The organism is Streptomyces sp. NPDC005483, from assembly GCF_040606035.1.
Classification (GTDB): domain Bacteria; phylum Actinomycetota; class Actinomycetes; order Streptomycetales; family Streptomycetaceae; genus Streptomyces.
Genome location: NZ_JBEXEA010000012.1, coordinates 15,360 through 36,569 on the forward strand (window position 1 = coordinate 15,360; position 21,210 = coordinate 36,569).

Below are 21,210 nucleotides of genomic sequence, written 5' to 3' on the forward strand. Positions count from 1 at the left end.
CGCTGTATATGTCCTCCTTCACGCGGCCGCCTGGAGGTCCAGCCGGGCCCCGAACTCCCTCACGACCGCCTCGTCCCGGAACGGTTCCAGGCGCTGCTGGAAGTCGTCGAGGTACTCCGCGCCCCGGTTGGAGCGGACGGTCTCCAGCAACTCCACCGCCTTCAGGCCGGTGTTGCAGGCCTGCTCGATCTCGCGCTGCTGCACCTGCGCGGAGGCGAGCAGGACCAGGCCGATGGCCCGGCGGCGCGCCTTGTTCTCGGGGAGCCCGTCCAGGGACTCCTGCGCGCACCGCGCCGCCGCGTCGGCCTGGCCGAGGTCACGGTGGCAGTGGGCCAACTCGTCGGCCAGATAGGCCTCGTCGAAGTGCGCGATCCATGCCGGGTCGTCACCGGAGGAGGCATCCGCCGCCTCCAGCGCGTGCACGGCCCGCCCGGACGCCGCCTGGGTGGCCCGCGCGTCGCCCAGCAGCGCGTGCCCGCGCGCCTCCGCCGCGTAGAACATCGCCTCGGCGCGCGGTGTGACGCGCCCCCGCGCCCCTTCCTGCGCCGCCCGCGCCAACTGGGCGATCTCCCGGGGGTTCCCGAGCTGCGCGGCGAGGTGGCTCATGGACGCGGCGAGCACATAGCCGCCGTATCCGCGGTCGCCGGCCGCCTGCGCGAGCCGCAGCGCCTGGATGTAGTACCGCTGGGCCAGGCCCGGTTGACCGGTGTCGATCGCCATGTACCCGGCGAGTTCCGTCAACCGCGCGACGGCCGCGAACAGTTCCCGCCCGGTCGCCTCCCGGTACGACCCCGCGAGCAGCCCGGAGACCACGCTGTTGAGGTAGTGCACGACGACCGGGCGCACATGCCCGCTGCCGTACTGGTGGTCGAGGTCGACGAGCGCCTGGGTCATCGCCCGCACGGCCGCCACGTCGGACTGGCCCACGCGCGGGCCCGCCTGGCGCGCCACCTGCGAGTCGGGCGAGGAGATCAGCCAGTCGCGGCTCGGCTCGACCAGCGCGGACGCGGCGACCGAGGAGCCGGACAGGAAGTCCCGGCGGCCCACGTCACTGCGCCACAGCTCACACACCTGCTCGATGGCGCCCAGTACCGTCGGCGAGAACTGGAGCCCGACGCCGGAGGCGAGGTTCTTGCCGTTGGCCATGCCGATCTCGTCGATCGTGACCGTGCGGCCGAGTTTGCGCCCGAGAGCCTCCGCGATGATCGCGGGTGCGCGGCCCCGCGGCTGCTGTCCGCGCAGCCAACGGGCCACGGACGTCTTGTCGTAGCGCAGGTCGAGGCCGTGCTCGGCACCGCACATGTTGACCCGGCGGGCGAGCCCGGCGTTCGAGCACCCCGCCTCCTGGATGAGCGCCTGCAGCCGTTCGTTCGGCTGCCGCGCGACGAGAGGCCTTGCGGCCATGGCGTACCCCCTGTGGCTGCGGTGCCTGCCCACGCACCGAGTTGACGTGTCTTCCACCGAAAAGTTCCGGCCGTGAAGATCAATGCCCCGCCAACGTGTCGAAAATGCGAGGCATGCGAGGATTGCCGGGGTAAAGACTCGTACCGACCCCCCACCTGGTTACCCAGCTCACGCCGAGGTTCCTCCTCTGCGCCCCCACACATGCATCCATGCGCCCCGGATACGGAATCGGTGCGCTTCCCCCGCGCGCGCAGGTCCTGGCCTGGCCGTAACCCGAGGTGGGTGCGGGAGTTGTGCTCAGCGTGGAAGAGACGATCGCGGGTACCGAAGCCGCCCAGATTCCGAAGCAGCGCGGCGAATCGCTGCTGGAGACCGCCGTACGCTACGCCGAGGAGCGCCACTGGGACGTCTTCCCCGGCGCCTGGCTGGAAGCCGTCGACGGGGTGCAGCGGTGCTCCTGCGGTGACACCGCGTGCGCCGCGCCGGGGGCGCATCCCTCTCGGGAGGACTGGGCGACGCAGGCCACCGGCAGTGCGACGGTCGTGCGCCGGATGTGGCAGAAGCAGCCGACGGCGTCCATCCTGTTGCCGACGGGGCGGACCTTCGACGCGATCTCCGTCCCGGAGACCGCGGGGTTCCTGGCGCTGGCCCGTATGGAGCGGATGGAGTTGACGCTGGGGCCCGTGACGCTGACGCCGGATCGCCGGATGCACTTCTTCGTTCTGCCGGGGGCGTCGGTGAAGCTGCCGGAGTTGGTACGAAAGCTCGGGTGGACTCCCTCGTCTCTTGATCTGGTCGCGCTTGGGGAGGGGGCGTATGTCGCCGCGCCTCCTACTCGGTTCGGGTCGTCCGGGGCTGTGCAGTGGGCTTGTCGTCCTACGCCCGCGAATCGGTGGCTGCCGGATGCGGAGGAGTTGATCTCGCCGCTTGCTTATGCGTGCGGTAGGGATCGCTAGCGTGCGCCCGAGCGGCGGAGCCGCATAATCAAGCACAGCCCCGCGCCCCTAAGGTTGGCGTTCATGACGTCGGCTGTGAGTGTGCGTGGGCTCTGGAAGCGGTTCGGGCAGCAGGTCGCTGTCGCCGGGATCGATCTGGAGTTGCCCGCCGGAAAGTTCATCGGGCTCGTCGGGCCCAACGGGGCCGGAAAGACCACCACTCTCTCCATGGTGACCGGGCTGCTGCGGCCCGATCAGGGAACCGTTGCGGTCGTCGGGCATGACGTGTGGCAGGACCCGGTGGCCGTCAAGGCCCGGATCGGCGTTCTTCCCGAGGGACTGCGGCTGTTCGAACGACTCTCGGGGCGCGAACTGCTCGCGTACTCCGGGCGGTTGCGGGGGCTGCCCGGGAACGAGGTCGACCGGCGAGCCGCCCAGCTGCTCGACGTGCTCGATCTGGCGGGGGCCCAGCACAAGCTGGTCGTCGACTACTCGACCGGGATGCGGAAGAAGATCGGGCTGGCGGCCGCCCTGCTCCACAACCCCGAAGTGCTGTTCCTCGACGAGCCCTTCGAGGGCGTCGACCCCGTCTCCGCGCAGACCATCCGGGGCGTGCTGGAGCGGTACACGGCCTCCGGCGCCACCGTCGTCTTCTCCTCGCACGTGATGGAGCTCGTGGAGTCCCTGTGCGACTGGGTGGCCGTCATGGCCGCCGGCCACATCCGCGCCCACGGGCCGCTCGACGAGGTGCGCGGCGCCGCGCCCTCACTGCAGCGCGCGTTCCTCGAACTCGTCGGCGCACAGGGGCAGGACACCGGCACGCACCTCGACTGGCTGGGCGGCGGGGCCCGATGACGCAGGACATCACCCCGATCGTCGTACGGCTGAAGCTGTCGCTGCTCAGGAACGGGCTGCGGCAGTCCGGTGGGCGGCGCGCCGCCTACATCGCCTCGGCCGTGGCCGTACTGCTCTTCTCGGTCCTTCAGCTGCTCGGTCTCATCGCCCTGCGCGGCGACGAGCACGCCGCCTCCGTCGTCGTCCCGCTGGTCGCCGTGCTGGCGGTCGGCTGGGCCGTGATGCCGCTGTTCTTCCCCGGCGGCGACGAGACCCTCGACCCCACCCGCCTGGTGATGCTGCCGCTGCGGCCCCGGCCCCTGGTGCGGGCGCTCCTGGCGGCCTCGCTGGTCGGCATCGGGCCGGTGTTCACGCTCTGCGTGCTCGCCGGGTCCGTCGTCTCGGTCGCGCACGGCGCCACGGCGTACGTCTTCGCCGTACTCGGGGTCGTGCTCGCGCTGCTGGTCTGCGTGGCGCTCGCGCGGGCCGTCGCCGTCGCCAACATCCGGCTGCTGACCAGCCGCAAGGGCCGCGATCTGGCGGTGCTGAGCGGACTGGTCGTCGCCGTCGGCGCGCAGGTCGTGAACTTCGGGGCGCAGCGGCTCGGTTCGGGTGGCCTTGGCCAACTGGACGGTCCGGCGGAGGTGTTGAAGTGGGTGCCGCCCGCGTCGGCGATCGGGGCGGTCGACTCGGCGAGTGCGGGGTCGTACGGGGTCGCCGTCCTGCAACTCGCGCTCTCCGCAGCCGCGTTGGCGGGCCTGCTCGCCCTCTGGTCCCGTCATCTGACCCGGCTGATGACCTCCCCCGACGGCTCCACGCTCCCCTCCGCCGAGGGGGCCGCGCGTGAGCGGAACTCGACGGGGCTCGCCCGGCTGCTGCCCGCCGGGCGCACCGGCACCGTCATGGAACGCAGCCTGCGTTATGTGTGGCGCGACCCCAAGACCAAGGCCGCGTGGGTGACGTCGCTGGCCATCGGGCTGATCGTGCCGGTGTTCAACGCGGTGCAGGGCACGGGGTCCATCTATTTCGCGTGCTTCGCCGCGGGCATGCTCGGCGTGCAGATGTACAACCAGTTCGGGCAGGACACCTCCGCGTTCTGGATGGTCGCCATGACGATCTCCTCGACGCGGGACGCCTACGTCGAACTCCGCGCGCGTGCACTGGCGTTGCTGGTGATCACCTTGCCGTACGCCACGCTCGTCACCGTCGTCACGACCGCGCTGATCGGTGACTGGCCGAAGCTGCCCGAGGTGCTCGGCGTGTCCTTCGCGCTGCTCGGGGCGATGCTGGCGACCGGGGCGTGGACGTCGGCGCGCTTCCCGTACTCGATTCCGCAGGAGGGCTACAAGAACGTGGCCCCGGGGCAGTCCGGCCTCGCCGCGGCCGCCGTCGTCGGCGGCATGGTCTCGGCCGCCCTGCTGTGCGCCCCCGTGATCGCCCTGACGGTCTGGGCCAACCTCACTGCGGGCGGCGACGAGTGGAGCTGGGTGCTGCTGCCGGTCGGCGCGGTGTACGGAACCGCGATCACGCTGGCGGGACTACGACTGGCGGCCCCCCGCACGGCCCGTCGACTGCCGGAGATCCTGACGGCGGTCAGCAAGGGCTGACACGGACCTGCTGGTGCCGGTGTTCGAGTGTCAGAGCCGCCGCTTAGAGTGAACCGAGCGACTCCTGTGAGGTGTGAACCGGGAAGGTCGCGAAGGGGATCAGGGGCGAGGGGGCTTTTTTCATGATCGGTGTTCGAAGATCCGCCGGGGCGGGGCTGTGCGGGGCGGTTCTCGCCGCGTCCGTGCTGCTCGCGCCCCCGGCCACGGCGGCTCCGGCAGCGGGCGGCACAGGGAAGATCACCACGCGGCCGGGCGCGCACGGCGTCGAGTTGGGCAACGGCGACCGCGTGGACCTCGTCGGCGGCCGGAACCTCCGTGTCACCGCGGCGGACAGCGCGGAACGGACCCGCTACGCGATCGCGTCCCTCGACGGCACGGTGTCGGTGCGGCCGAGCGCCGCGCGCGCGGCGGACCGGGAGCCCGCGAGCCTCGCGCTGAAGCCGGCCCCCGCGGTCGCGACGACGGCCGCCGCCTCGACGTACTCCGTCAAGCTGACGATCACTCACGCGGACGTCGCGACCAAGCTGTTCTACGTCTGGGACCGCAGGACCTGGACGTCGTACGCGGTGAACAGCGACGCGTACGGGCCGACGTCGACCGTGAAGCTGCCGCCCGGTGACTACTTCTCGGTGGCGCTGCACTCCGACTGGCAGCAGCCGAGCTATCTGCTCGCGCAGTCCTTCACGGTCGGTTCGGCCGCGAAGACGGTGAACTTCGACCAGCGGGCCGCCAAGGAGACCGGCATCCGCACCGACGACACCACCGCCACCCGGCAGTCCGCCGCCGTCTGGCTGACCGTGCCGGGCGGTGACCTGGCGGGCTTCGCGGGCGCCGACGACGCCAAGGTGTACGTCACGCCGTTCACGATGCCGGGCGTCTCGCTGCGCATCCACGACGTCCTGGCGAAGAAGGGCTCCTCGGCGAACGTACCGAGCACCTACCGCTACGACCTCACCCACAGCTTCAAGAACACCGTGCCCGCCTCGCCGGTCAAGAACGTCACCAGGGCCTCCCTGGCCAGGACCGTCACCCAGGTCCACGCACCGGGCACCCGGACCACCGCCGCCCTGCAGACCGTCCCGGACTTCGGCGAGTGGACCGGCGTCTACATCGGCACCCCGGTGCCGGTGGGCGGTCCGGTCACCGAGTACGTCACCCCGGGCGTCGAGTACGGCCGGCTCCTGGACTACGGCACCTACGACCAGTACCTGAGCCTGGCCGACCGGACGCTGTCCGCGGGCAGCAGCGCGGGCGAGACACTCGGTGCGGCCCCGCTCCAGCCGGTGCACCCGGTGGGCACGGCCTCACAGCTCTACAACGGCAGGTTCTTCCTGGACGAGGCGAGCGCGTTCGGGGACGCCGACGGCCACCAGGGTTCCGACAACCGCGCCCTGTCCGCGTACAAGGTGACGGGCGAGGACGGCGTCGTCTATGCCGACGGTTCCGGCATCGACGCGTCCCACTCGCTGAGTTCCTCGCCGCTGCCGGCGAAGGAGCAGTCGTACACGCTCCGGCAGACCCTGCACCGCCGGGTGCCGTACGCGCGGCTGGCGACGGACCTGAGCGACGAGTGGACGTTCCGCTCCAGCAGCACCTCCACGGGCACCTCGGACCGTTTCCTCCCGCTGATCGACGCCCAGGTGAAGGTCTCGGGTCTCGACGCCTTCGGCCGGACCGCCGCCGGGACCGTACGGGTCTCGGCGACCGCGACCACCCGCGGCGTCGACGCGGGCACCGCGAACACCCGCGTCACGGGCCTCGCCGCGTCGACCGACGGCGGCACCACCTGGACCGACCTGGCCCTCGCGGCCGACGCTTCGGCGCAGTACGCCGTCCCGGCCTCGGCCGCCTACGTCACCCTGCGCGTCACCGCCGTCGACGACCGGGGCGGCAGCCTCACCCGTACCCTCGTGCGGGCCTTCGCGGGCCCGGCCACGCAGGGCGACGAGACGGTCGGCTCGACCCGTGTCTCCAACGTCGTCGTCAACGGCGGCAAGCCGGTCCGGCTCGACGACCAGCCGCTCCAGGAGTTCACGGCGACGTTCACCGCCACCGACCCGTCCGGCATCGCGAGCGGCGACATGTACCTCTACAAGGGGTCCTACGACGCCCCGAGCGCGATCCTCTACGGCACCTGGCCCGGGTCCTGCACCAAGGTGAACACGACGACGGCGACCTGCTCGGTCCAGTTCGCCTACATCCAGCCGCGCTCGAACTTCGGGCGCAACGCCCTGGCCGGCACCTGGCAGGCGGCCGCCTGGGCCGAGTCCGCCGACGGCAGCGGACACACCGACCGGCACGCGGTGAAGTCGGTGCCGCTGGTGCGGGACGCCGCCCTCACGGTCAACGCCTCGCCCGAGCCCGTCGCCAAGAACAAGACCCTCACCGTGACCGGGAAGCTCTCCCGGGCCGACTGGGAGACCCTGGGCGGCTACCACGGGTACGTGGGCCAGAAGGTCGCGCTCCAGTTCCGCAAGAAGGGCGCGTCCACGTACACGACCGTGAAGACGGTCACGACGAACAGCACGGGGAACCTGAAGACCACGGTCAAGGCGACCGCGGACGGCTACTGGCGCTACTCCTTCACGGGCAGTGTCACGACCGCGAGCGCCACGGCCGGCGGCGACTACGTCGACGTGCGCTGACCTCACCCGGCCTCCGGTGGACCTGGTCCGCCGGGGGCCGGCCGGTTTCCACCCCGGACAGCGTCAGCCGGTTTCCTCGGGGCCCGGATCGGCCAGGGCGTCCAAGCCGTCCAGGAAGGGCTCTATGGCGGCCCGCCAGGCGTCCGGCTGGTCGTAGTGGACGAGGTGGCCGGCGTCGGCGACCTCGGCGTACTCGCCGCGGGGCAGGACGCGGACCATCTCCTGAGCCTCGGCCCGGCCCAGTTCACCGTCGAGGCCCCGGACGACCAGGGCGGGGCACCTGACCTGGGTCAGTTCCTCCCAGTGGGCGTCGTAGACCCACGTCTCGCGGGACGACAGCATCTGCTCGGGCTCGAAGACGGGGCGCCAGCCGTCGGGGGACTCGGCCATCACCTCGGCGTAGAACTCGCCGCGGGCCGGGTTGGGCCGCTCCACCCACGGGTCGTCCTCACCGAACCACTTGCGTACGTCGGCCAGTGTGGCGAAGGGGACGGGCCAGGCCTTGAACCACTCGCCCCACTCCCGCTGCGAGGCGGCGCCGAGGGCGGAGGCCCGCATGTCGCAGATGATCACCCCGCGGACCAGGTCGGGCCGGCGGGCGGCGAGCTGCCAGGCGGTCAGGGCGCCCATGGCATGGCCGATGAGGACAGTCGGCGCGAGGCCGAGCTGTTCAAGGGCTGCCTCGGCGTCCTCGACGTACGCGTCACGGGTGAAGGCGGCCCGAGGGGGCTTGTCGCTCTGGCCGTGACCGCGCTGGTCCAGCGCGACCGCCCGGTAGCGCTCGGAGAGCCAGCGGGCGGTGGACGCCCAGTGCGAGGCACGGCCCATCAGGCCGTGGAGTAACAGCACCCCGGGTGATCGTTTCTCCGCGGGGTCCGTCGGGTCGGTCTTGGGAGGGTCACCGAACTCCCAGGCGGCAAGACGTACGCCACCCGCCCCGGTCACGTCGATGCGCCGCGCCATTGGCACCCCCCTAGCTCCCCTGGCCGCTGTGCCTGCCCCGTCTGCCGCTTCCTGGTCGTACATCTCTGTAGCGCACATCCCCCGCGCCCCGTCACCCTCAGACCGTCAATCTATCGAATATGCATTCGAAAATCGGGTCTCACGCGGTAACACCCCTCATTCGAGTGACCCCCCTCAAGGAATGATCGCCGCGACCGAGGGGAGATCTTCAGCGGGAGGCGGACCGCTCGGGGACATCGGTCCGAGGGGAATGACCCTGAGAGCTCGGGGCTCCGGGTCAGCACAGGGGAGGACCGGCCCCGGCACCGAAAGGCGCCGGGGCCATCCCCACGTCCACGGCACATCCGCCCGCCCCCTCAGGTCATATGCCCCACGCGACAGCCTCGCACGGGAAGCGTCGAAGCGCTGCGATTCCGCACGGTGAATCTCGGATCCGGCCAGACCCGGAACGACCACAACCGCCCCACCGGTTCCGGCCGTGGAGACCCGGTGCCGCCCCGCGCGGCCGGTCAGCGCTTGGCGACGAACACGTGCGAGGCGACGTCCGACTCCAGCTCCGCGGCCTCGCCGCCGCTGCCCACCAGCACCCCGCCGGCCGACTCGGTCACGCTCACCACCGAACCGGGCTGCACACCCGCCCGGCGCAGCGTGTACATCAGCTGCGCGTCCGTCTGGATCGGCTCACCGATACGGCGTACGACGACCGTCTTGCCGTCGAGACCCGGGTCCAGCTCGGCCAGCGACACCATGCCCTCGTCCAGGAACGGATGCGGGCCGTCCTTCTCGCCCAGCTCCTCCAGACCCGGGATCGGGTTGCCGTACGGCGACTCGGTGGGGTGGCGCAGCAGCTCCAGCACCCGGCGCTCCACCGCCTCGCTCATCACGTGCTCCCAGCGGCACGCCTCCGCGTGGACCTGCTCCCACTCCAGGCCGATCACGTCCACGAGCAGGCACTCCGCGAGCCGGTGCTTGCGCATCACACGGGTGGCCAGCCGCCGGCCCTCGTCCGTCAGCTCCAGGTGCCGGTCACTGGCGACGGACACCAGCCCGTCGCGCTCCATCCGCGCCACCGTCTGGCTGACGGTCGGCCCGCTCTGGTCGAGACGCTCGGCGATCCGGGCACGCATGGGGACCACACCTTCCTCCTCCAGCTCGAGGATGGTGCGGAGATACATCTCCGTGGTGTCGATCAGTCCGGACATACGTGCCCCTTGATGAGATCTGCCGGAAGCTCGACAGCTTCCCGGCGCGTGCGCTGGCCCTGACATCAATTCTGCCGGATGCCACTGACAAGCGTGCCGCGCCGTTGAAACCAGGCGGTTACGAGCAGGCACGCGGCCGTATTGACATCCCACTGGTCCAGACCGCACGGTGATCCGCGACACAGCGACGAAGGGTTGGACGACGCATGGGCGAAACGGGCTCCACGACCGCCGACGGCAAGCTGTCCGCACAGTTCCTCGACGCCGCGATCGGGCTGCTGCGCCGGCTCCGCGACGAGGAGACCGAGTCCGTCACCGCGGCCGGTGAACTCCTCGCCGACACCGTCGCCGCCGGCGGCCGCCTCTTCGCGTTCGGCGCCGGACACTCCTCGCTCGCCGCGCAGGACCTCGTCTACCGGGCCGGCGGACTCGCCCTCATGAACCTGCTGGCGGTGCCGGGCGTCGTGGGCGTCGACGTCAGGCCGGCCACCCTGGGCTCCGCCCTGGAACGGGTCGACGGCCTCGCGAGCGCCGTCCTGAACTGCTCGCCCCTGCGCGCGGGGGACGCCCTCGTGATCATCTCCCTGTCCGGCCGCAACGCGCTGCCCGTGGAGATGGCCCTGACCGCCCGGTCCCTCGGCGTGAAGGTCATCGGTGTCACGTCGGTCGCGTACACCACGGCGACGAAGCCCCGCCACAGCTCCGGCACCTTCCTCAAGGACCACTGCGACGTCGTCCTCGACTCCAAGATCGCCCCGGGCGACGCGGAGCTCTCCCTGGACACCGTCCCGGCCCCCTTCGCCCCGGCCTCCACGGTCGTGACCTCGGCGCTGCTCCAGGCCGTGATGGCGACGGCGGCGGGCGCGCTGGCGGAGCGGGGCATCGAGCCACCGCTGCTGCGGTCGGGGAACGTGGACGGCGGCCTGGAGTGGAACGAGCGGGTGTTCGAGGAGTACGGGGACCGGATCTTCTACCGGCATTAGCTCTACGCGCGCTTCACGACACCACCCAGATCCAGCGCCGCCGCGATCCGCACCGCCACGTCCTCCGCGTACACCGCGTCGCCCCGCTCGAACTGGCCCCTCCCGGAGCCGCGCAGAAACGTCACGACCCCGAGCGTCCGTCCCCGGCTCCGCAGCACCGCGCACAACGCGTGCACCACGTCCGGGGGCCACTGGCGGGCCTCGGCCCACTCGCGGGCCGGGCCCCCCGACGCCGACCCCACACTCGCCCGTACCGACCCCACCCGGTCCACGCACTGCAGCGCCGGATGCCCTTCCCCGTACCGCACGGGCAGCCCGGCGGCGCCCGACGCCTGCAGACTCGGCCCGGGTGCCCCGGAGGGCGTCGCGGCGACCCGTACGAGACGGACCGGACCCGTCTCCTCCCCGTCGGCCACCGCGCCCCCGGCCACCCGGTCGATCAGCGCGTGGTCGGCGAACCCGGCGAGGGCGAAGTCCAGATGGACGACGGCGGCTTCGGCCGGGTCCTCGCACTCCGCGGCCGCCCGGGCCGCCCGGTGCAGCTGGTTCGTCCGGAACCGCAGCAGCGAGGCCTCCTGCTCGCTCTGCTTGGCCTCGGTGACGTCCTGGAACAGCCAGGCGACGCCCAATGGCACCGGTTCCTCCGCGAGCGGCGAGGACAACCGCACGAACCCGCAGCGCCAGCAGCGCCGCTTCTCGCCGTCCGGGGTCCGCACCGCCACCCAGATCTCGGCCGGTGCCGGCGGCGCGCCTTCGGCCAGCACATGGGTCAGCGCGCTCTCCAGCTCCTCCACGCCCTGCGCGAGCAGCTCCCCGAGGGGCCGCCCCAGCACGGACGTACGCCCGATGCCCAGGGACCGGGCCGCGTGCGCGTTGACCACGGCGGGCCGCAGGTCGGCGTCGACCAGCACGACACCCCACGAAGCGTCCTCGAACAGCGCCTCGCTGAGCGCGATCGACCGCTCCAGATCGATCTGCGTGTGCACCTCGCTGAAGGCGCAGTACACCCCGGCCGGCTGCCCGTCGGGCCCGCGCACGGCCGCGGACTGGGTGCGTACGAGCACCCGGCCGCCGTCCTTGGTCAGCAGCGCGAACTCGTGCACCTGCCGCCCGGGCGCCTGCATGGCGGACATCAGCCGCGCCTCGACCTCCTCGGCGTCCGCCTGCCGAACGGCCCACCCGGCGAACCCGTGCCGTCCCACGGCCTCGGCCGCGGTCCAGCCGAGGATCCGCTCGGCCTCACGATTCCAGTGGGTGACCACACCGTCCGCGTCGAAGGCACAGAGTGCCGCGTCCATGCCGTCCAGCAACGCGGCGAGCAGATCCGAACCGCCGGGGCCGTCCGGCCCCAGCTCGTCGGTGGTCCCACTACGCCGGGAAGCACTCACCTGGACCCCCTACCGGCTGCTTCGCTCACTAACAATCATTGAACTCGAACGTGACGCAGCACACACCGGGTTCCCGCAAGATTGAGAGAATCGTTGTACGGCAAAAACGCCACGGAACCCCTCATACGGCTCCCCGGTCCGGCTCCAGCCGCAGGTCGATCCACTCGTCGCTCTCGCCGTCCAGCACATACCGGTCGACCTCGACGAACCCGCGCGCCAGCGCGAACCGCACCCCGTCCCCATTGACGGCCAGCACGCAGGTCTCGATCACCCGGGCGCCGAGCACACGCGCATGATCAAGACCCTTCTCGTAGAGAGCCCTCCCGAAACCCCGTCCCCGGTAATCGGGCAGCACGCGCGCGATGACGGTCGCCACGGAGTCCTCCCCTTCCGGCGGCCGGACGGTCGAGCACCCCACGAGCGTGTCGCCGAGATACGCGTTCTCCAGCCGGTACCGCCGAACGCGCTCCCGTACGTCTTCGGCTCCCATGGCGGCGGGCGGAACGATCACGTTGTGCACGTGCCGCCACTGTTCGGCCATCTCGTCCCCTACGACGGGTTCGATCCGCAGGTCAGTCAATGTCACCGCTCCCCCTGCGCGCGTACGCCTCCATCTCGATCTTCATCCTGGGGTCGGCGAGGCCGCACACCAGCATCGTGGCCGCCGGGCGGACCTCGCCGAAGTGGCGGCGCAGGACCGGCCAGCAGGGCTCGAAGTCCTCCCGGTCGGGCAGCAGGTAGCGCACCCGCACCACGTCCGCGAAGGTGCACCCGGCCTCGGTCAGCGCGGCCCCGATGTTCCGAAGGCACTGCTCGGCCTGCTCCACCACGTCGTCCGAGATCGTCATGGTGGCGTAGTCGAACCCGGTCGTCCCGGACACGTGCACGCGGTCCCCGTCGACCACGGCGCGCGCGTACCCGATCTGTTCCTCGAAGGGGGAACCGCTGAGGACCGCTCGTCGCTGCGTCATGGGCCGCACGCTAGGTGATCACGGCCCCGGAAAAAAAGGGGTTGAACCCGCGGGACGGTCTTCTTAGGCTGCAGGTACTTCGGAGAGGAGGTGGTTCGGCAGATGTATTCATACCGGACGGAAGAGGTGGCTGCGGGCTAGCGGCCCGTCACCCACCGAGTGCGGTGCCGGACCAGCGTGTACGAGATGCACGCAGCCGGCCAATCCAACGCAGTCACCCGACCCGCGAGCTCGCCGGTAACGTCCGGCCGGCTCCCCCGCCGCAAGGCGGAGGGACCCAGAGCTCGCGGGTCGCCTGCGTTTCAGGGACTCAGCCGCTCCACCCGCCAGCTCCCGTCCGGCTCCGCCACGTACCGCAGCCGGTCGTGCAGGCGGTTCTCGCGGCCCTGCCAGAACTCGACCGTCTCCGGCGCCACCCGAAAGCCGCCCCAGTGCGGCGGGACCGGGACCTGTTCGCCCTCGGGGTAGCGGGCGGCCAGTTCCGCGTAGACGGTGTCGACCTGCTCGCGTGCCTCGATCACCGAGGACTGCGCGCTGGCCCAGGCGCCGAGCTGGGAGCCGTGCGGGCGGGTGCGGAAGTAGGCGGCGGTCTCGTCGCGGCCGGTGCGGCGGGCGAGGCCGGTGACGATGACCTGGCGGGCCATGGGGTGCCAGGGGAAGAGCAGGGAGACGTACGGGTTCTGCGCGAGGTCTCTCGCCTTGCGGGAGTCGTAGTTCGTGTAGAAGACGAAGCCCTGTTCGTCGAACTGCTTGAGCAGGACCGTGCGGGAGCTGGGGCGGCCCTCGGCGTCCGCGGTGGAGACCACCATGGCGTTCGGCTCGAAGAGGTGCGCCTCGGTGGCCGCCTGCTTGAACCAGCGCGCGAACTGTCGGACGGGCGTGGCGGCCAGGTCGGTCTCGGCGAGACCCTCCGCGCGGTACTGCTCGCGCATCGAGGCGGGGTCCGGGAAGACGGCGTGTGCGGCGTCGGTCACGTCGTCATCTTGCCGTACGGATCGTCTCCTCACTGGTGGTGGCACTGAGTGCCGCTTGCCCTCCCCAAAGGTGGCACTCGGGGATATCGTGGCGTCATCCGTCGTTCACATCACGAGGAGCCGCCTGATGTCCGACTTTGACCCCGGCTTCGTACCCGGCCTCGAAGGAGTCGTCGCGTTCGAGACGGAGATCGCCGAACCCGACAAGGAGGGCGGCGCGCTGCGGTACCGGGGCGTCGACATCGAGGATCTGGTCGGCCATGTCTCGTTCGGCAACGTGTGGGGGCTGCTGGTCGACGGCGCCTTCAATCCCGGCCTCCCGGCCGCCGAGCCGTTCCCGATCCCGGTGCACTCCGGGGACATCCGCGTGGACGTCCAGTCGGCGCTCGCCATGCTCGCCCCGGTGTGGGGGCTGAAACCGCTGCTGGACATCGATGCCGAGCAGGCGCGTGCCGACCTCGCCCGGGCGGCCGTGATGGCTCTTTCGTACGTCGCCCAGTCCGCGCGCGGGCAGGGGCTGCCGATGGTGCCGCAGCGGGAGATCGACAAGGCGCAGTCCGTCGTCGAGCGGTTCATGATCCGCTGGCGCGGGGAGCCGGACCCGAAGCATGTCGCGGCCGTGGACGCGTACTGGACGTCGGCCGCGGAGCACGGGATGAACGCGTCGACGTTCACCGCGCGCGTGATCGCCTCCACCGGTGCGGATGTCGCCGCCGCGCTTTCCGGGGCGGTGGGTGCGATGTCCGGGCCGCTGCACGGCGGTGCGCCCTCCCGGGTGCTCGGGATGATCGAGGAGATCGAGCGGACGGGCGACGCGGAGGCCTACGTCAAGCAGGCGCTGGACCGCGGTGAGCGGCTGATGGGGTTCGGGCACCGGGTGTACCGGGCCGAGGATCCACGCGCGCGCGTGTTGCGTCGTACGGCGCGTGAGCTGGGGGCGCCGCGGTTCGAGATCGCGGAGGCGCTGGAGAAGGCGGCGCTGGAGGAGTTGCACGCGCGGCGGCCGGACCGGGTGCTCGCCACCAACGTGGAGTTCTGGGCGGCGATCATGCTCGACTTCGCGGAGGTGCCGGCGCACATGTTCACGTCGATGTTCACGTGTGCGCGTACGGCGGGGTGGTCGGCGCACATTCTTGAGCAGAAGCGGACGGGGCGGTTGGTGCGGCCTTCTGCGCGGTATGTGGGGCCCGGGTCTCGCGATCCTCAGGACATTGAGGGGTACGGAAGTATCGCCCACTGAAGGGGTGCCTGAGGAGTGTGGGCGACTGCGGGTCGGTTGTGGCTGGTCGCGCAGTTCCCCGCGCCCCTGACTAGCTCAGCGCCTCGTTCAGTAGTGCTGCCCACTGGGTCACCACCCTGTCCCGCCTGGCCTCGTCGTCCGTGAGCAGGTTGGCGAGGCCCAAGCCCCTCGCCATGTCCAGGAGGCCCTGGACCGTTTCTCGGACGCCCGGTTTCGACTCGTCCGCGCCCAGCAGGTCCACCGCGATCCTGTGTGTCTCGCGGCCCACGCGTGCCTCCAACTCCGTCACCTGGGGGCGCAGTTGCTCCTCGTTGGAGGCGGCGACCCAGAGGTGGAGGGCGGCGCGGAAGAGGGGGCCGGTGTAGAGGTCGACGAGGGCGGAGATCACCGCGCGCCGGTCGTCCGCCGCGCCCTGCGGGAACAGGGCGCGCAGGGCCGTGGAGCGTTCCTCCGCCACGTACTCGACGGCCGCCGTGAACAGGTCCTCCCTCGTCGGGAAGTGGTGCTGGGCGGCGCCTCGGGAGACGCCGGCGCGTTCGGCGACGACGGTGACCGTGGAGCCGGACCAACCGTGTTCGGCGAGGCAGGCGACGGCCGCTTCGAGGAGGCGCTGCCGGGTGGCCCGGCTGCGGTCCTGCTTCGGCACGCGGTCGGCCCGGTCGCCGATCGTGGTCACACCACCCATGAGGGATCCCGTCGTTCCAGGAAGGCCGTCATGCCCTCGCGCGCGTGCGGAGAGGCGAACAGCCGGGCCGAGAGCGCGGTCAGATCGGCAGCGTCCCGGTCGAAGGTCTCCAGCACCTTAGCCGTGAGCAGCCGTTTCGTCTCGGCCAGGGCCTCGGGGGCGGCCCGGCGCAGACCGTCCAGGATCGGTTCGAGTACGGCGTCCACGTCGTCGCCCGCCGCCGTCACCAGGCCGATACGGGCGGCCTCGGCCGCGTCGAAGCGCTCGCCGGTGAGGTAGTGGCGGGCGAGGGCGCGGGGGTCGGTGCGGGGCAGCAGGGTCAGTGAGATGACCGCGGGGGCGAGCCCGATCCGCACCTCGGTGAAGGCGAAGGTGGACTCCGTGGCGGCCGCCGAGATGTCGCAGGCGGCGAGGAGGCCGAGGCCGCCCGCGCGGACGTGGCCGGTGACGCGTGCGACGACCGGCTTGCCGAGCTCCACCAGCTGCCGCAGGAGCCGGACCAGGGCGGCCGGGTCCGGCGGGTCCTTCAGGTCGGCGCCCGCGGAGAAGGTGTTGCCGGTGTGGGTGAGGACGATCGCGCGGACGTCCGGTTCCTTGGCGCAGTCCGTCAGCGCGGCGGCCAGCTCCCCCACCAGCGCCGCCGACAGAGCGTTGCGGTTGTGCGGGGAGTCGAGGGTGAGGGTCTCGACGCCCCGCGCGCGCGTGCGGGCGATCAGTGTCATGTGCGCTCCCTGAGCTGCCGTCGGAGGATCTTGCCGGAGGCGGCCCGGGGCACCGCGTCGACGAAGGTGACCTGCCGGACGCGTTTGTAGGGGGCGACGCGCTCGGCGACGTACATCATGACCTCGCCCTCGGACAGGCCGCTCGCGGTGGGCTGGCGGACGACGAAGGCGTGCGGAACCTCGTTGCCCTCGTCGTTGTAGGCGCCGATGACGGCCGCGTCGGCGATGCCGGGGTGGGTGAGCAGGAGGGCCTCCAGTTCGGCGGGGGCCACCTGGAAGCCCTTGTACTTGATGAGCTCCTTGACCCGGTCGACGACGAACAGCCAGCCGGCGGCGTCGACATGGCCTACGTCCCCGGTGTGCAGCCAGCCGTCGGGGTCGATCATGGCAGCGGTGTCGTCGGGGCGGCCGAGGTAGCCCTTCATGATCTGCGGGCCGCGGATGAGGATCTCGCCGGGCTCGCCGATGTCGAGGTCCTTGTCGGGGTCGTCCAGGGAGACGATCCGCATCTCGGTTCCGGCGACGAGCTTGCCGACGGTCCCGGCCGGTGCCTCGCGCATGGCGGACAGCGGGACGACGTGGGTGCCGGGCGAGAGCTCCGTCATGCCGTACGCCTGGCCGACGGGCGGGAGGCCGAGCCGGGCCGAGCAGGCGGCGGCGAGGCGGGCGTCCAGTGGGGCGGCGGCGCTGACGATGTAGCGCAGGGACGACAGGTCGTAGTGCTCGACCAGCGGGTGCTTGGCGAGGGCGAGGACGATCGGCGGGGCCACGTACAGGCCGGTAATGCGGTGGTTCTGGATCGCCGCGAGGAAGGTCTCCAGGTCGAAGCGGGGCAGGACGACGACGGAGGCGCCGAGGCGCAGGGGCGCGTTCATGAGGGCCGTGAGGCCGTAGATGTGGAAGAACGGCAGCACCGCGAGGACGCGGTCCTCGGGGCCCGCCGACATCAGCTGTTCCAGCTGGGCGAGGTTGGTGGCGATCTGCCGGTGCGTGAGCATCACGCCCTTGGGGGTGCCGGTGGTGCCCGAGGAGTACGGCAGGACCGCCACGTCCGTCACCGGGTCGATGGCGACGTCGGGCTCGGGGGCCGTCGAGGCCAGCATGTCGATCAGGGAGCGGTGACCGGGGGCGCTGTCGCAGACGAAGATCTCCCGTACCCCGCCCGCGAGTTCGGCGGCCCTGCGGGCCGTGTCCAGGAGCGGCGAGACGGTGACGATCCAGCGGGCGGCGGAGTCGCCGAGCTGCTTGGCGAACTCCTCCGGCGTGGACAGCGGGTGCACGGTCGTGACCGAGGCACCCGCGCGCGTGGCGGCGTAGAACGCGGTCGGGAAGGCGATCGTGTTGGGGCTGTGCAGCGCGAGTACGTCCCCCTTGGCGACGCCCGCCTCCGCGAGGCCCGCGGCGACGCGGCGGTGGAACCGGTCGAGCTGTCCGTACGTGAGGGTGGTGCCGTCGGTGCCGTCGATGAGGGCGGGCGCGTCACCGAACTCGGCTGCGCGGGACAACACCGCCTCGTGGATGGGCAGTTCTATGGGCTGGACGTCTGCGTACTCGCTGCGGAACACGGTTCCTCCAAGACGGCCGCTACCAGGAACGGCCTAGTACGACTTGGGCAGGCCCAGGGTCTGGTGGGAGACGTAGTTGAGAATCATCTCCCTGCTGACCGGTGCGATACGAGCCACGCGCGCGGCCGTTATCAGCGAGGCGATCCCGAACTCGCGGGTGAGGCCGTTGCCGCCGAGGGTGTGGACCGCCTGGTCGACGGCCTTCACGCAGGCCTCCCCCGCGGCGTACTTCGCCATGTTGGCGGCCTCTCCCGCGGCCACGTCGTCCCCCTCGTCGTAGAGGTGGGCGGCCTTCTGCATCATCAGGCGGGCCAGTTCGAGCTCGATGTGCGCCTGGGCGAGGGGGTGGGCGATGGCCTGGTGGGCGCCGATGGGGGTGTTCCACACCGTGCGGTCCTTGGCGTAGGTGATGGCCCGGGAGAGCGCGTAGCGGCCCATGCCGATCGCGAAGGCGGCCGTCATGATGCGTTCGGGGTTGAGGCCGGCGAAGAGTTGCAGTAGGCCCGCGTCCTCGTCTCCCACGAGGGCTTCGGCGGGGAGGCGTACGTCGTCGAGGGTGAGCTCGAACTGCTTCTCCGGGGCGTCCAGTTCCATCTCGATACGGCGCCTGCCGAAGCCCGGTGCGTCCCGGGGGACGATGAAGAGGCAGGGCTTGAGACGGCCGGTCCGGGAGTCCTCCGTGCGGCCGACTATGAGGGTGGCGTCGGCTATGTCGACGCCGGAGACGAAGACCTTGCGGCCGGTCAGCAGCCAGTCGGCGCCGTCGCGGCGGGCCGTGGTGCTGATGCGGTGGCTGTTGGAACCGGCGTCGGGTTCCGTGATGCCGAAAGCCATCGTGCGGGTGCCGTCGGCGAGTGCGGGGAGCCAGTCCCGCTTCTGGGACTCCGTGCCGAAGCGGGCGATCACCGTGCCGCAGATCGCCGGGGACACGATCATCATCAGGAGGGGGGCGCCGGCCGCACCGAGCTCCTCCAGGACGATGGAGAGTTCGGCGATTCCGCCGCCTCCACCGCCGTATGCCTCCGGCAGGTTGACGCCGAGGTAGCCGAGCTTGGCTGCTTCGGCCCACAGGGCTTCTCTGTCGTAGTCGCGGCCGTGGCGTTTACCCAGGGCGGATACGGCTTCTCGGAGGGCTTTGTGCTCGTCGGTTTCGATCGTGGACATGTGGCTCCTTCGTTGGGGCTGGTCGCGCCCGCGCGGCGGTAGCCGCAAATCGATACGGCCCCGCGCCCCTAGGTGGGTTGGACTACCGCCAGTAGAGAACCGACCGTTACTTGTTGGCCGGGTACTACATTCAGCGCAGCTAGTGCGCCTTTCACCGGGGCCGTGATCTTGTGTTCCATCTTCATTGCCTCCAGCCACAGGAGGGGCTGGCCGGCTTCCACGGCTGATCCCTCCGTCAGGCCGTCCGCGACCCGTACGACCGTTCCCGGCATGGGGGCCAGCAGGGAGCCCGGGGCGTGCGTGGACGTGGGGTCCGGGAAGCGGGGCAGGGCTCTGAGGGCCGTTCTGCCCACGTACAGCTGGTCGCCGTACCTGGCCACCTCGAACCGTCGCCGCACGCCCTCCACTTCGAGGACGACCCCGCCCGCGTCCGCGTGGATCACCCGGACCCCCTCCGCCTCCAGGCCCTCCCGGGTGTGGCGGTAGCGGACCTCGTGGTCCTCGCCCGCCATCTCGTAGCGCTTGGTCTGCGGGGCCGAGTGCAGGTTGCGGAAGCCTCCGAAGCGGGAGCGGCCGTGGGCGTCCGCGAGGGCCGCCGCCAGGGGGGCCAACAAGTCCGGGGCCGGTTCGGTGAGTTCGGGCAGGTGACGGTCGTAGAAGCCGGTGTCCATGCGGGCCGTCGTGAACTCCTTGTGGCGCAGGGAGTTCACCAGCAGGTCCCTGTTCGTGGTCGGGCCGTGGATCGTCGCCCTCTCCAGCGCGCCCGCCAGTTTGCGGATCGCCTCCGCGCGCGTGGGGGCGTACGCGACGACCTTGGCGAGCATCGGGTCGTAGTGGACGGGGATCGGGTCGCCGTCCTCGTACCCCGTGTCCAGGCGGACCGCGGGTGGGAGGGAAAGGCGGTGCAGGGTGCCGGTCTGCGGGGTCCAGTCCCGCGCGGGGTCCTCGGTGTAGAGGCGCGCTTCGACGGCGTGGCCACGCGCGCGTGGGGGCTCGTCGGGCAACGGGGCGCCTTCGGCGATGCGGATCTGTTCCGCGACCAGGTCCAGGTCGAACACCGCCTCCGTGACCGGGTGCTCGACCTGGAGGCGGGTGTTCATCTCCAGGAAGTGCGCCTTGGTGCCGGAGACCAGGAACTCGACCGTGCCCGCGCCCACGTAGTCCACCGCGCGCGCCGCTCGTACCGCCAGCTCGTGCAGTTCCTCCCTGAGGTCCTCCGGGAGTCCGGGGGCCGGGGCCTCCTCGATCACCTTCTGGTGGCGGCGTTGAAGGGAGCAGTCGCGGGTGCCGAGGGCCCAGACCGTGGCGTGGGTGTCCGCGAGGATCTGGACCTCCACGTGGCGGCCGTCCTCGACGTACGGCTCGACGAAGACCTCGCCGTCGCCGAAGGCGCTCGTGGCCTCGGCGCGGGCGCTCTCCAGGGCGGCGGGCAGGTCTTCGACGCGGCGGACGACGCGCATGCCGCGGCCTCCGCCGCCCGCGGCCGCCTTCACCAGCACCGGCAGATCGGCCGGCGTCACGTCGGCGAGGGGCGCCAGCCCCATCAGTTCCTTGGCGCGGGTCTTGGACGCCATCGCCTCGATCGCGGACGGGGGCGGCCCGATCCAGACCAGGCCCGCGCCCAGGACGGCCCGCGCGAAGTCGGCGTTCTCGGAGAGGAAGCCGTAACCGGGGTGCACGGCGTCGGCGCCGGAGGCGATGGCCGCCTTCACGATCAGGTCGGCGCGCAGGTAGGTGTCGGCGGGGGCCGCGCCCGGCAGTCGTACCGCCGCGTCCGCCACGCGCGTGTGGAGGGCGTTCGCGTCCGGGTCGGAGTGCACGGCGACCGTCCGGATGCCCAGCTCACGGCAGGTGCGGAAGATCCGGCAGGCGATCTCGCCCCGGTTGGCCACAAGGAGTGCAGAAATCACTGGGTGTCCCTCAGAAAT

The 21,210-nt window shown here is 71.4% G+C and carries 18 protein-coding genes; 6 read left to right on the top strand and 12 right to left on the bottom strand.

Annotation, left to right across the window (positions count from 1 at the left end):
• Positions 1-18: 18 nt before the first annotated feature.
• Positions 19-1,404 (bottom strand): transcriptional regulator, encoded by a 1,386-nt coding sequence (locus ABZT06_RS23220; protein WP_355743932.1) that lies wholly within the window; start codon positions 1,402-1,404, stop codon positions 19-21.
• 293 nt (positions 1,405-1,697) lie between these two features.
• On the opposite strand from ABZT06_RS23220, the gene ABZT06_RS23225 reads away from it, so the two are divergent.
• From ABZT06_RS23225 to ABZT06_RS23240, 4 genes are all read left to right on the top strand, one after another.
• Positions 1,698-2,360: a bifunctional DNA primase/polymerase gene (locus ABZT06_RS23225; RefSeq protein ID WP_355743935.1), complete on the top strand. Its 663-nt coding sequence runs from the start codon at positions 1,698-1,700 to the stop codon at positions 2,358-2,360.
• Between the two features lie 63 nt (positions 2,361-2,423).
• Complete coding sequence (locus tag ABZT06_RS23230) at positions 2,424-3,194, top strand: ABC transporter ATP-binding protein (RefSeq protein ID WP_355743938.1); 771 nt, start codon at positions 2,424-2,426, stop codon at positions 3,192-3,194.
• Entirely contained in the window at positions 3,191-4,780 is a 1,590-nt protein-coding gene (locus ABZT06_RS23235; RefSeq protein WP_355743940.1) for a transporter, read from the top strand. Before ABZT06_RS23230 ends, ABZT06_RS23235 begins: the two co-directional genes overlap by 4 nt.
• A gap of 122 nt (positions 4,781-4,902) precedes the next feature.
• Positions 4,903-7,425, top strand: coding sequence for a hypothetical protein (locus tag ABZT06_RS23240; protein WP_355743941.1), 2,523 nt, complete (start codon positions 4,903-4,905; stop codon positions 7,423-7,425).
• Between the two features lie 63 nt (positions 7,426-7,488).
• Here the strand turns inward: ABZT06_RS23240 and ABZT06_RS23245 are convergent, their stop codons facing one another.
• Entirely contained in the window at positions 7,489-8,388 is a 900-nt protein-coding gene (locus ABZT06_RS23245; RefSeq protein ID WP_355743943.1) for an alpha/beta hydrolase, read from the bottom strand.
• Between the two features lie 509 nt (positions 8,389-8,897).
• The gene (locus tag ABZT06_RS23250; protein ID WP_037709529.1) at positions 8,898-9,590 is read right to left on the bottom strand and encodes a metal-dependent transcriptional regulator; all 693 of its coding nucleotides are present in this window, start codon (positions 9,588-9,590) and stop codon (positions 8,898-8,900) included.
• A 206-nt stretch (positions 9,591-9,796) separates the two neighbouring features.
• On the opposite strand from ABZT06_RS23250, the gene ABZT06_RS23255 reads away from it, so the two are divergent.
• Positions 9,797-10,573 (top strand): SIS domain-containing protein, encoded by a 777-nt coding sequence (locus tag ABZT06_RS23255; RefSeq protein WP_355743946.1) that lies wholly within the window; start codon positions 9,797-9,799, stop codon positions 10,571-10,573.
• 2 nt (positions 10,574-10,575) lie between these two features.
• Here the strand turns inward: ABZT06_RS23255 and ABZT06_RS23260 are convergent, their stop codons facing one another.
• The 4 genes from ABZT06_RS23260 to pdxH form a co-directional block, all read right to left on the bottom strand.
• Positions 10,576-11,961 carry a PAS domain-containing protein gene (locus tag ABZT06_RS23260; protein WP_355743949.1) on the bottom strand — a complete coding sequence of 462 codons (1,386 nt, stop codon included), beginning with the start codon at positions 11,959-11,961 and terminating at the stop codon, positions 10,576-10,578.
• A 121-nt stretch (positions 11,962-12,082) separates the two neighbouring features.
• On the bottom strand, positions 12,083-12,541 hold the full coding sequence (locus ABZT06_RS23265; protein WP_355744629.1) for a GNAT family N-acetyltransferase: 459 nt from the start codon (positions 12,539-12,541) through the stop codon (positions 12,083-12,085).
• A complete protein-coding gene (locus ABZT06_RS23270; RefSeq protein ID WP_355743951.1) occupies positions 12,534-12,932 on the bottom strand; it encodes a RidA family protein in 399 nt (132 codons plus the stop codon). Before ABZT06_RS23270 ends, ABZT06_RS23265 begins: the two co-directional genes overlap by 8 nt.
• Positions 12,933-13,234: 302 nt before the next feature.
• Positions 13,235-13,864: a pyridoxamine 5'-phosphate oxidase gene (gene pdxH, locus ABZT06_RS23275; RefSeq protein ID WP_355744632.1), complete on the bottom strand. Its 630-nt coding sequence runs from the start codon at positions 13,862-13,864 to the stop codon at positions 13,235-13,237.
• A 169-nt stretch (positions 13,865-14,033) separates the two neighbouring features.
• Here pdxH and ABZT06_RS23280 point away from each other — a divergent pair, with 169 nt between their 5' ends.
• Positions 14,034-15,146 (top strand): citrate synthase 2, encoded by a 1,113-nt coding sequence (locus ABZT06_RS23280; protein ID WP_355743954.1) that lies wholly within the window; start codon positions 14,034-14,036, stop codon positions 15,144-15,146.
• Positions 15,147-15,216: 70 nt separating this feature from the next.
• On the opposite strand, the gene ABZT06_RS23285 is transcribed toward ABZT06_RS23280, so the two are convergent.
• The 5 genes from ABZT06_RS23285 to ABZT06_RS23305 form a co-directional block, all read right to left on the bottom strand.
• A complete protein-coding gene (locus ABZT06_RS23285; RefSeq protein WP_355743957.1) occupies positions 15,217-15,831 on the bottom strand; it encodes a TetR/AcrR family transcriptional regulator in 615 nt (204 codons plus the stop codon).
• On the bottom strand, positions 15,819-16,553 hold the full coding sequence (locus tag ABZT06_RS23290; protein ID WP_355743959.1) for an enoyl-CoA hydratase family protein: 735 nt from the start codon (positions 16,551-16,553) through the stop codon (positions 15,819-15,821). Before ABZT06_RS23290 ends, ABZT06_RS23285 begins: the two co-directional genes overlap by 13 nt.
• Positions 16,550-18,118, bottom strand: coding sequence for a 4-coumarate--CoA ligase family protein (locus ABZT06_RS23295; protein ID WP_355743962.1), 1,569 nt, complete (start codon positions 18,116-18,118; stop codon positions 16,550-16,552). The genes ABZT06_RS23290 and ABZT06_RS23295 overlap by 4 nt, the downstream gene beginning before the upstream one ends.
• 33 nt (positions 18,119-18,151) lie before the next feature.
• Positions 18,152-19,282: an acyl-CoA dehydrogenase gene (locus ABZT06_RS23300; protein ID WP_355743965.1), complete on the bottom strand. Its 1,131-nt coding sequence runs from the start codon at positions 19,280-19,282 to the stop codon at positions 18,152-18,154.
• A gap of 68 nt (positions 19,283-19,350) precedes the next feature.
• Entirely contained in the window at positions 19,351-21,192 is a 1,842-nt protein-coding gene (locus ABZT06_RS23305; RefSeq protein ID WP_355743968.1) for a biotin carboxylase N-terminal domain-containing protein, read from the bottom strand.
• Positions 21,193-21,210: the final 18 nt, after the last annotated feature.

Bases quoted from the DNA above. Each gene is read 5' to 3' on its own strand.
- ABZT06_RS23220 (WP_355743932.1), bottom strand. From the start codon at position 1,404: ATGGCCGCAAGGCCTCTCGTCGCGCGGCAGCCGAACGAACGGCTGCAG.
- ABZT06_RS23230 (WP_355743938.1), top strand. From the start codon at position 2,424: ATGACGTCGGCTGTGAGTGTGCGTGGGCTCTGGAAGCGGTTCGGGCAG.
- ABZT06_RS23235 (WP_355743940.1), top strand. From the start codon at position 3,191: ATGACGCAGGACATCACCCCGATCGTCGTACGGCTGAAGCTGTCGCTG.
- ABZT06_RS23240 (WP_355743941.1), top strand. From the start codon at position 4,903: ATGATCGGTGTTCGAAGATCCGCCGGGGCGGGGCTGTGCGGGGCGGTT.
- ABZT06_RS23245 (WP_355743943.1), bottom strand. From the start codon at position 8,388: ATGGCGCGGCGCATCGACGTGACCGGGGCGGGTGGCGTACGTCTTGCC.
- ABZT06_RS23250 (WP_037709529.1), bottom strand. From the start codon at position 9,590: ATGTCCGGACTGATCGACACCACGGAGATGTATCTCCGCACCATCCTC.
- ABZT06_RS23255 (WP_355743946.1), top strand. From the start codon at position 9,797: ATGGGCGAAACGGGCTCCACGACCGCCGACGGCAAGCTGTCCGCACAG.
- ABZT06_RS23270 (WP_355743951.1), bottom strand. From the start codon at position 12,932: ATGACGCAGCGACGAGCGGTCCTCAGCGGTTCCCCCTTCGAGGAACAG.
- pdxH (WP_355744632.1), bottom strand. From the start codon at position 13,864: ATGCGCGAGCAGTACCGCGCGGAGGGTCTCGCCGAGACCGACCTGGCC.
- ABZT06_RS23280 (WP_355743954.1), top strand. From the start codon at position 14,034: ATGTCCGACTTTGACCCCGGCTTCGTACCCGGCCTCGAAGGAGTCGTC.
- ABZT06_RS23285 (WP_355743957.1), bottom strand. From the start codon at position 15,831: ATGGGTGGTGTGACCACGATCGGCGACCGGGCCGACCGCGTGCCGAAG.
- ABZT06_RS23290 (WP_355743959.1), bottom strand. From the start codon at position 16,553: ATGACACTGATCGCCCGCACGCGCGCGCGGGGCGTCGAGACCCTCACC.
- ABZT06_RS23300 (WP_355743965.1), bottom strand. From the start codon at position 19,282: ATGTCCACGATCGAAACCGACGAGCACAAAGCCCTCCGAGAAGCCGTA.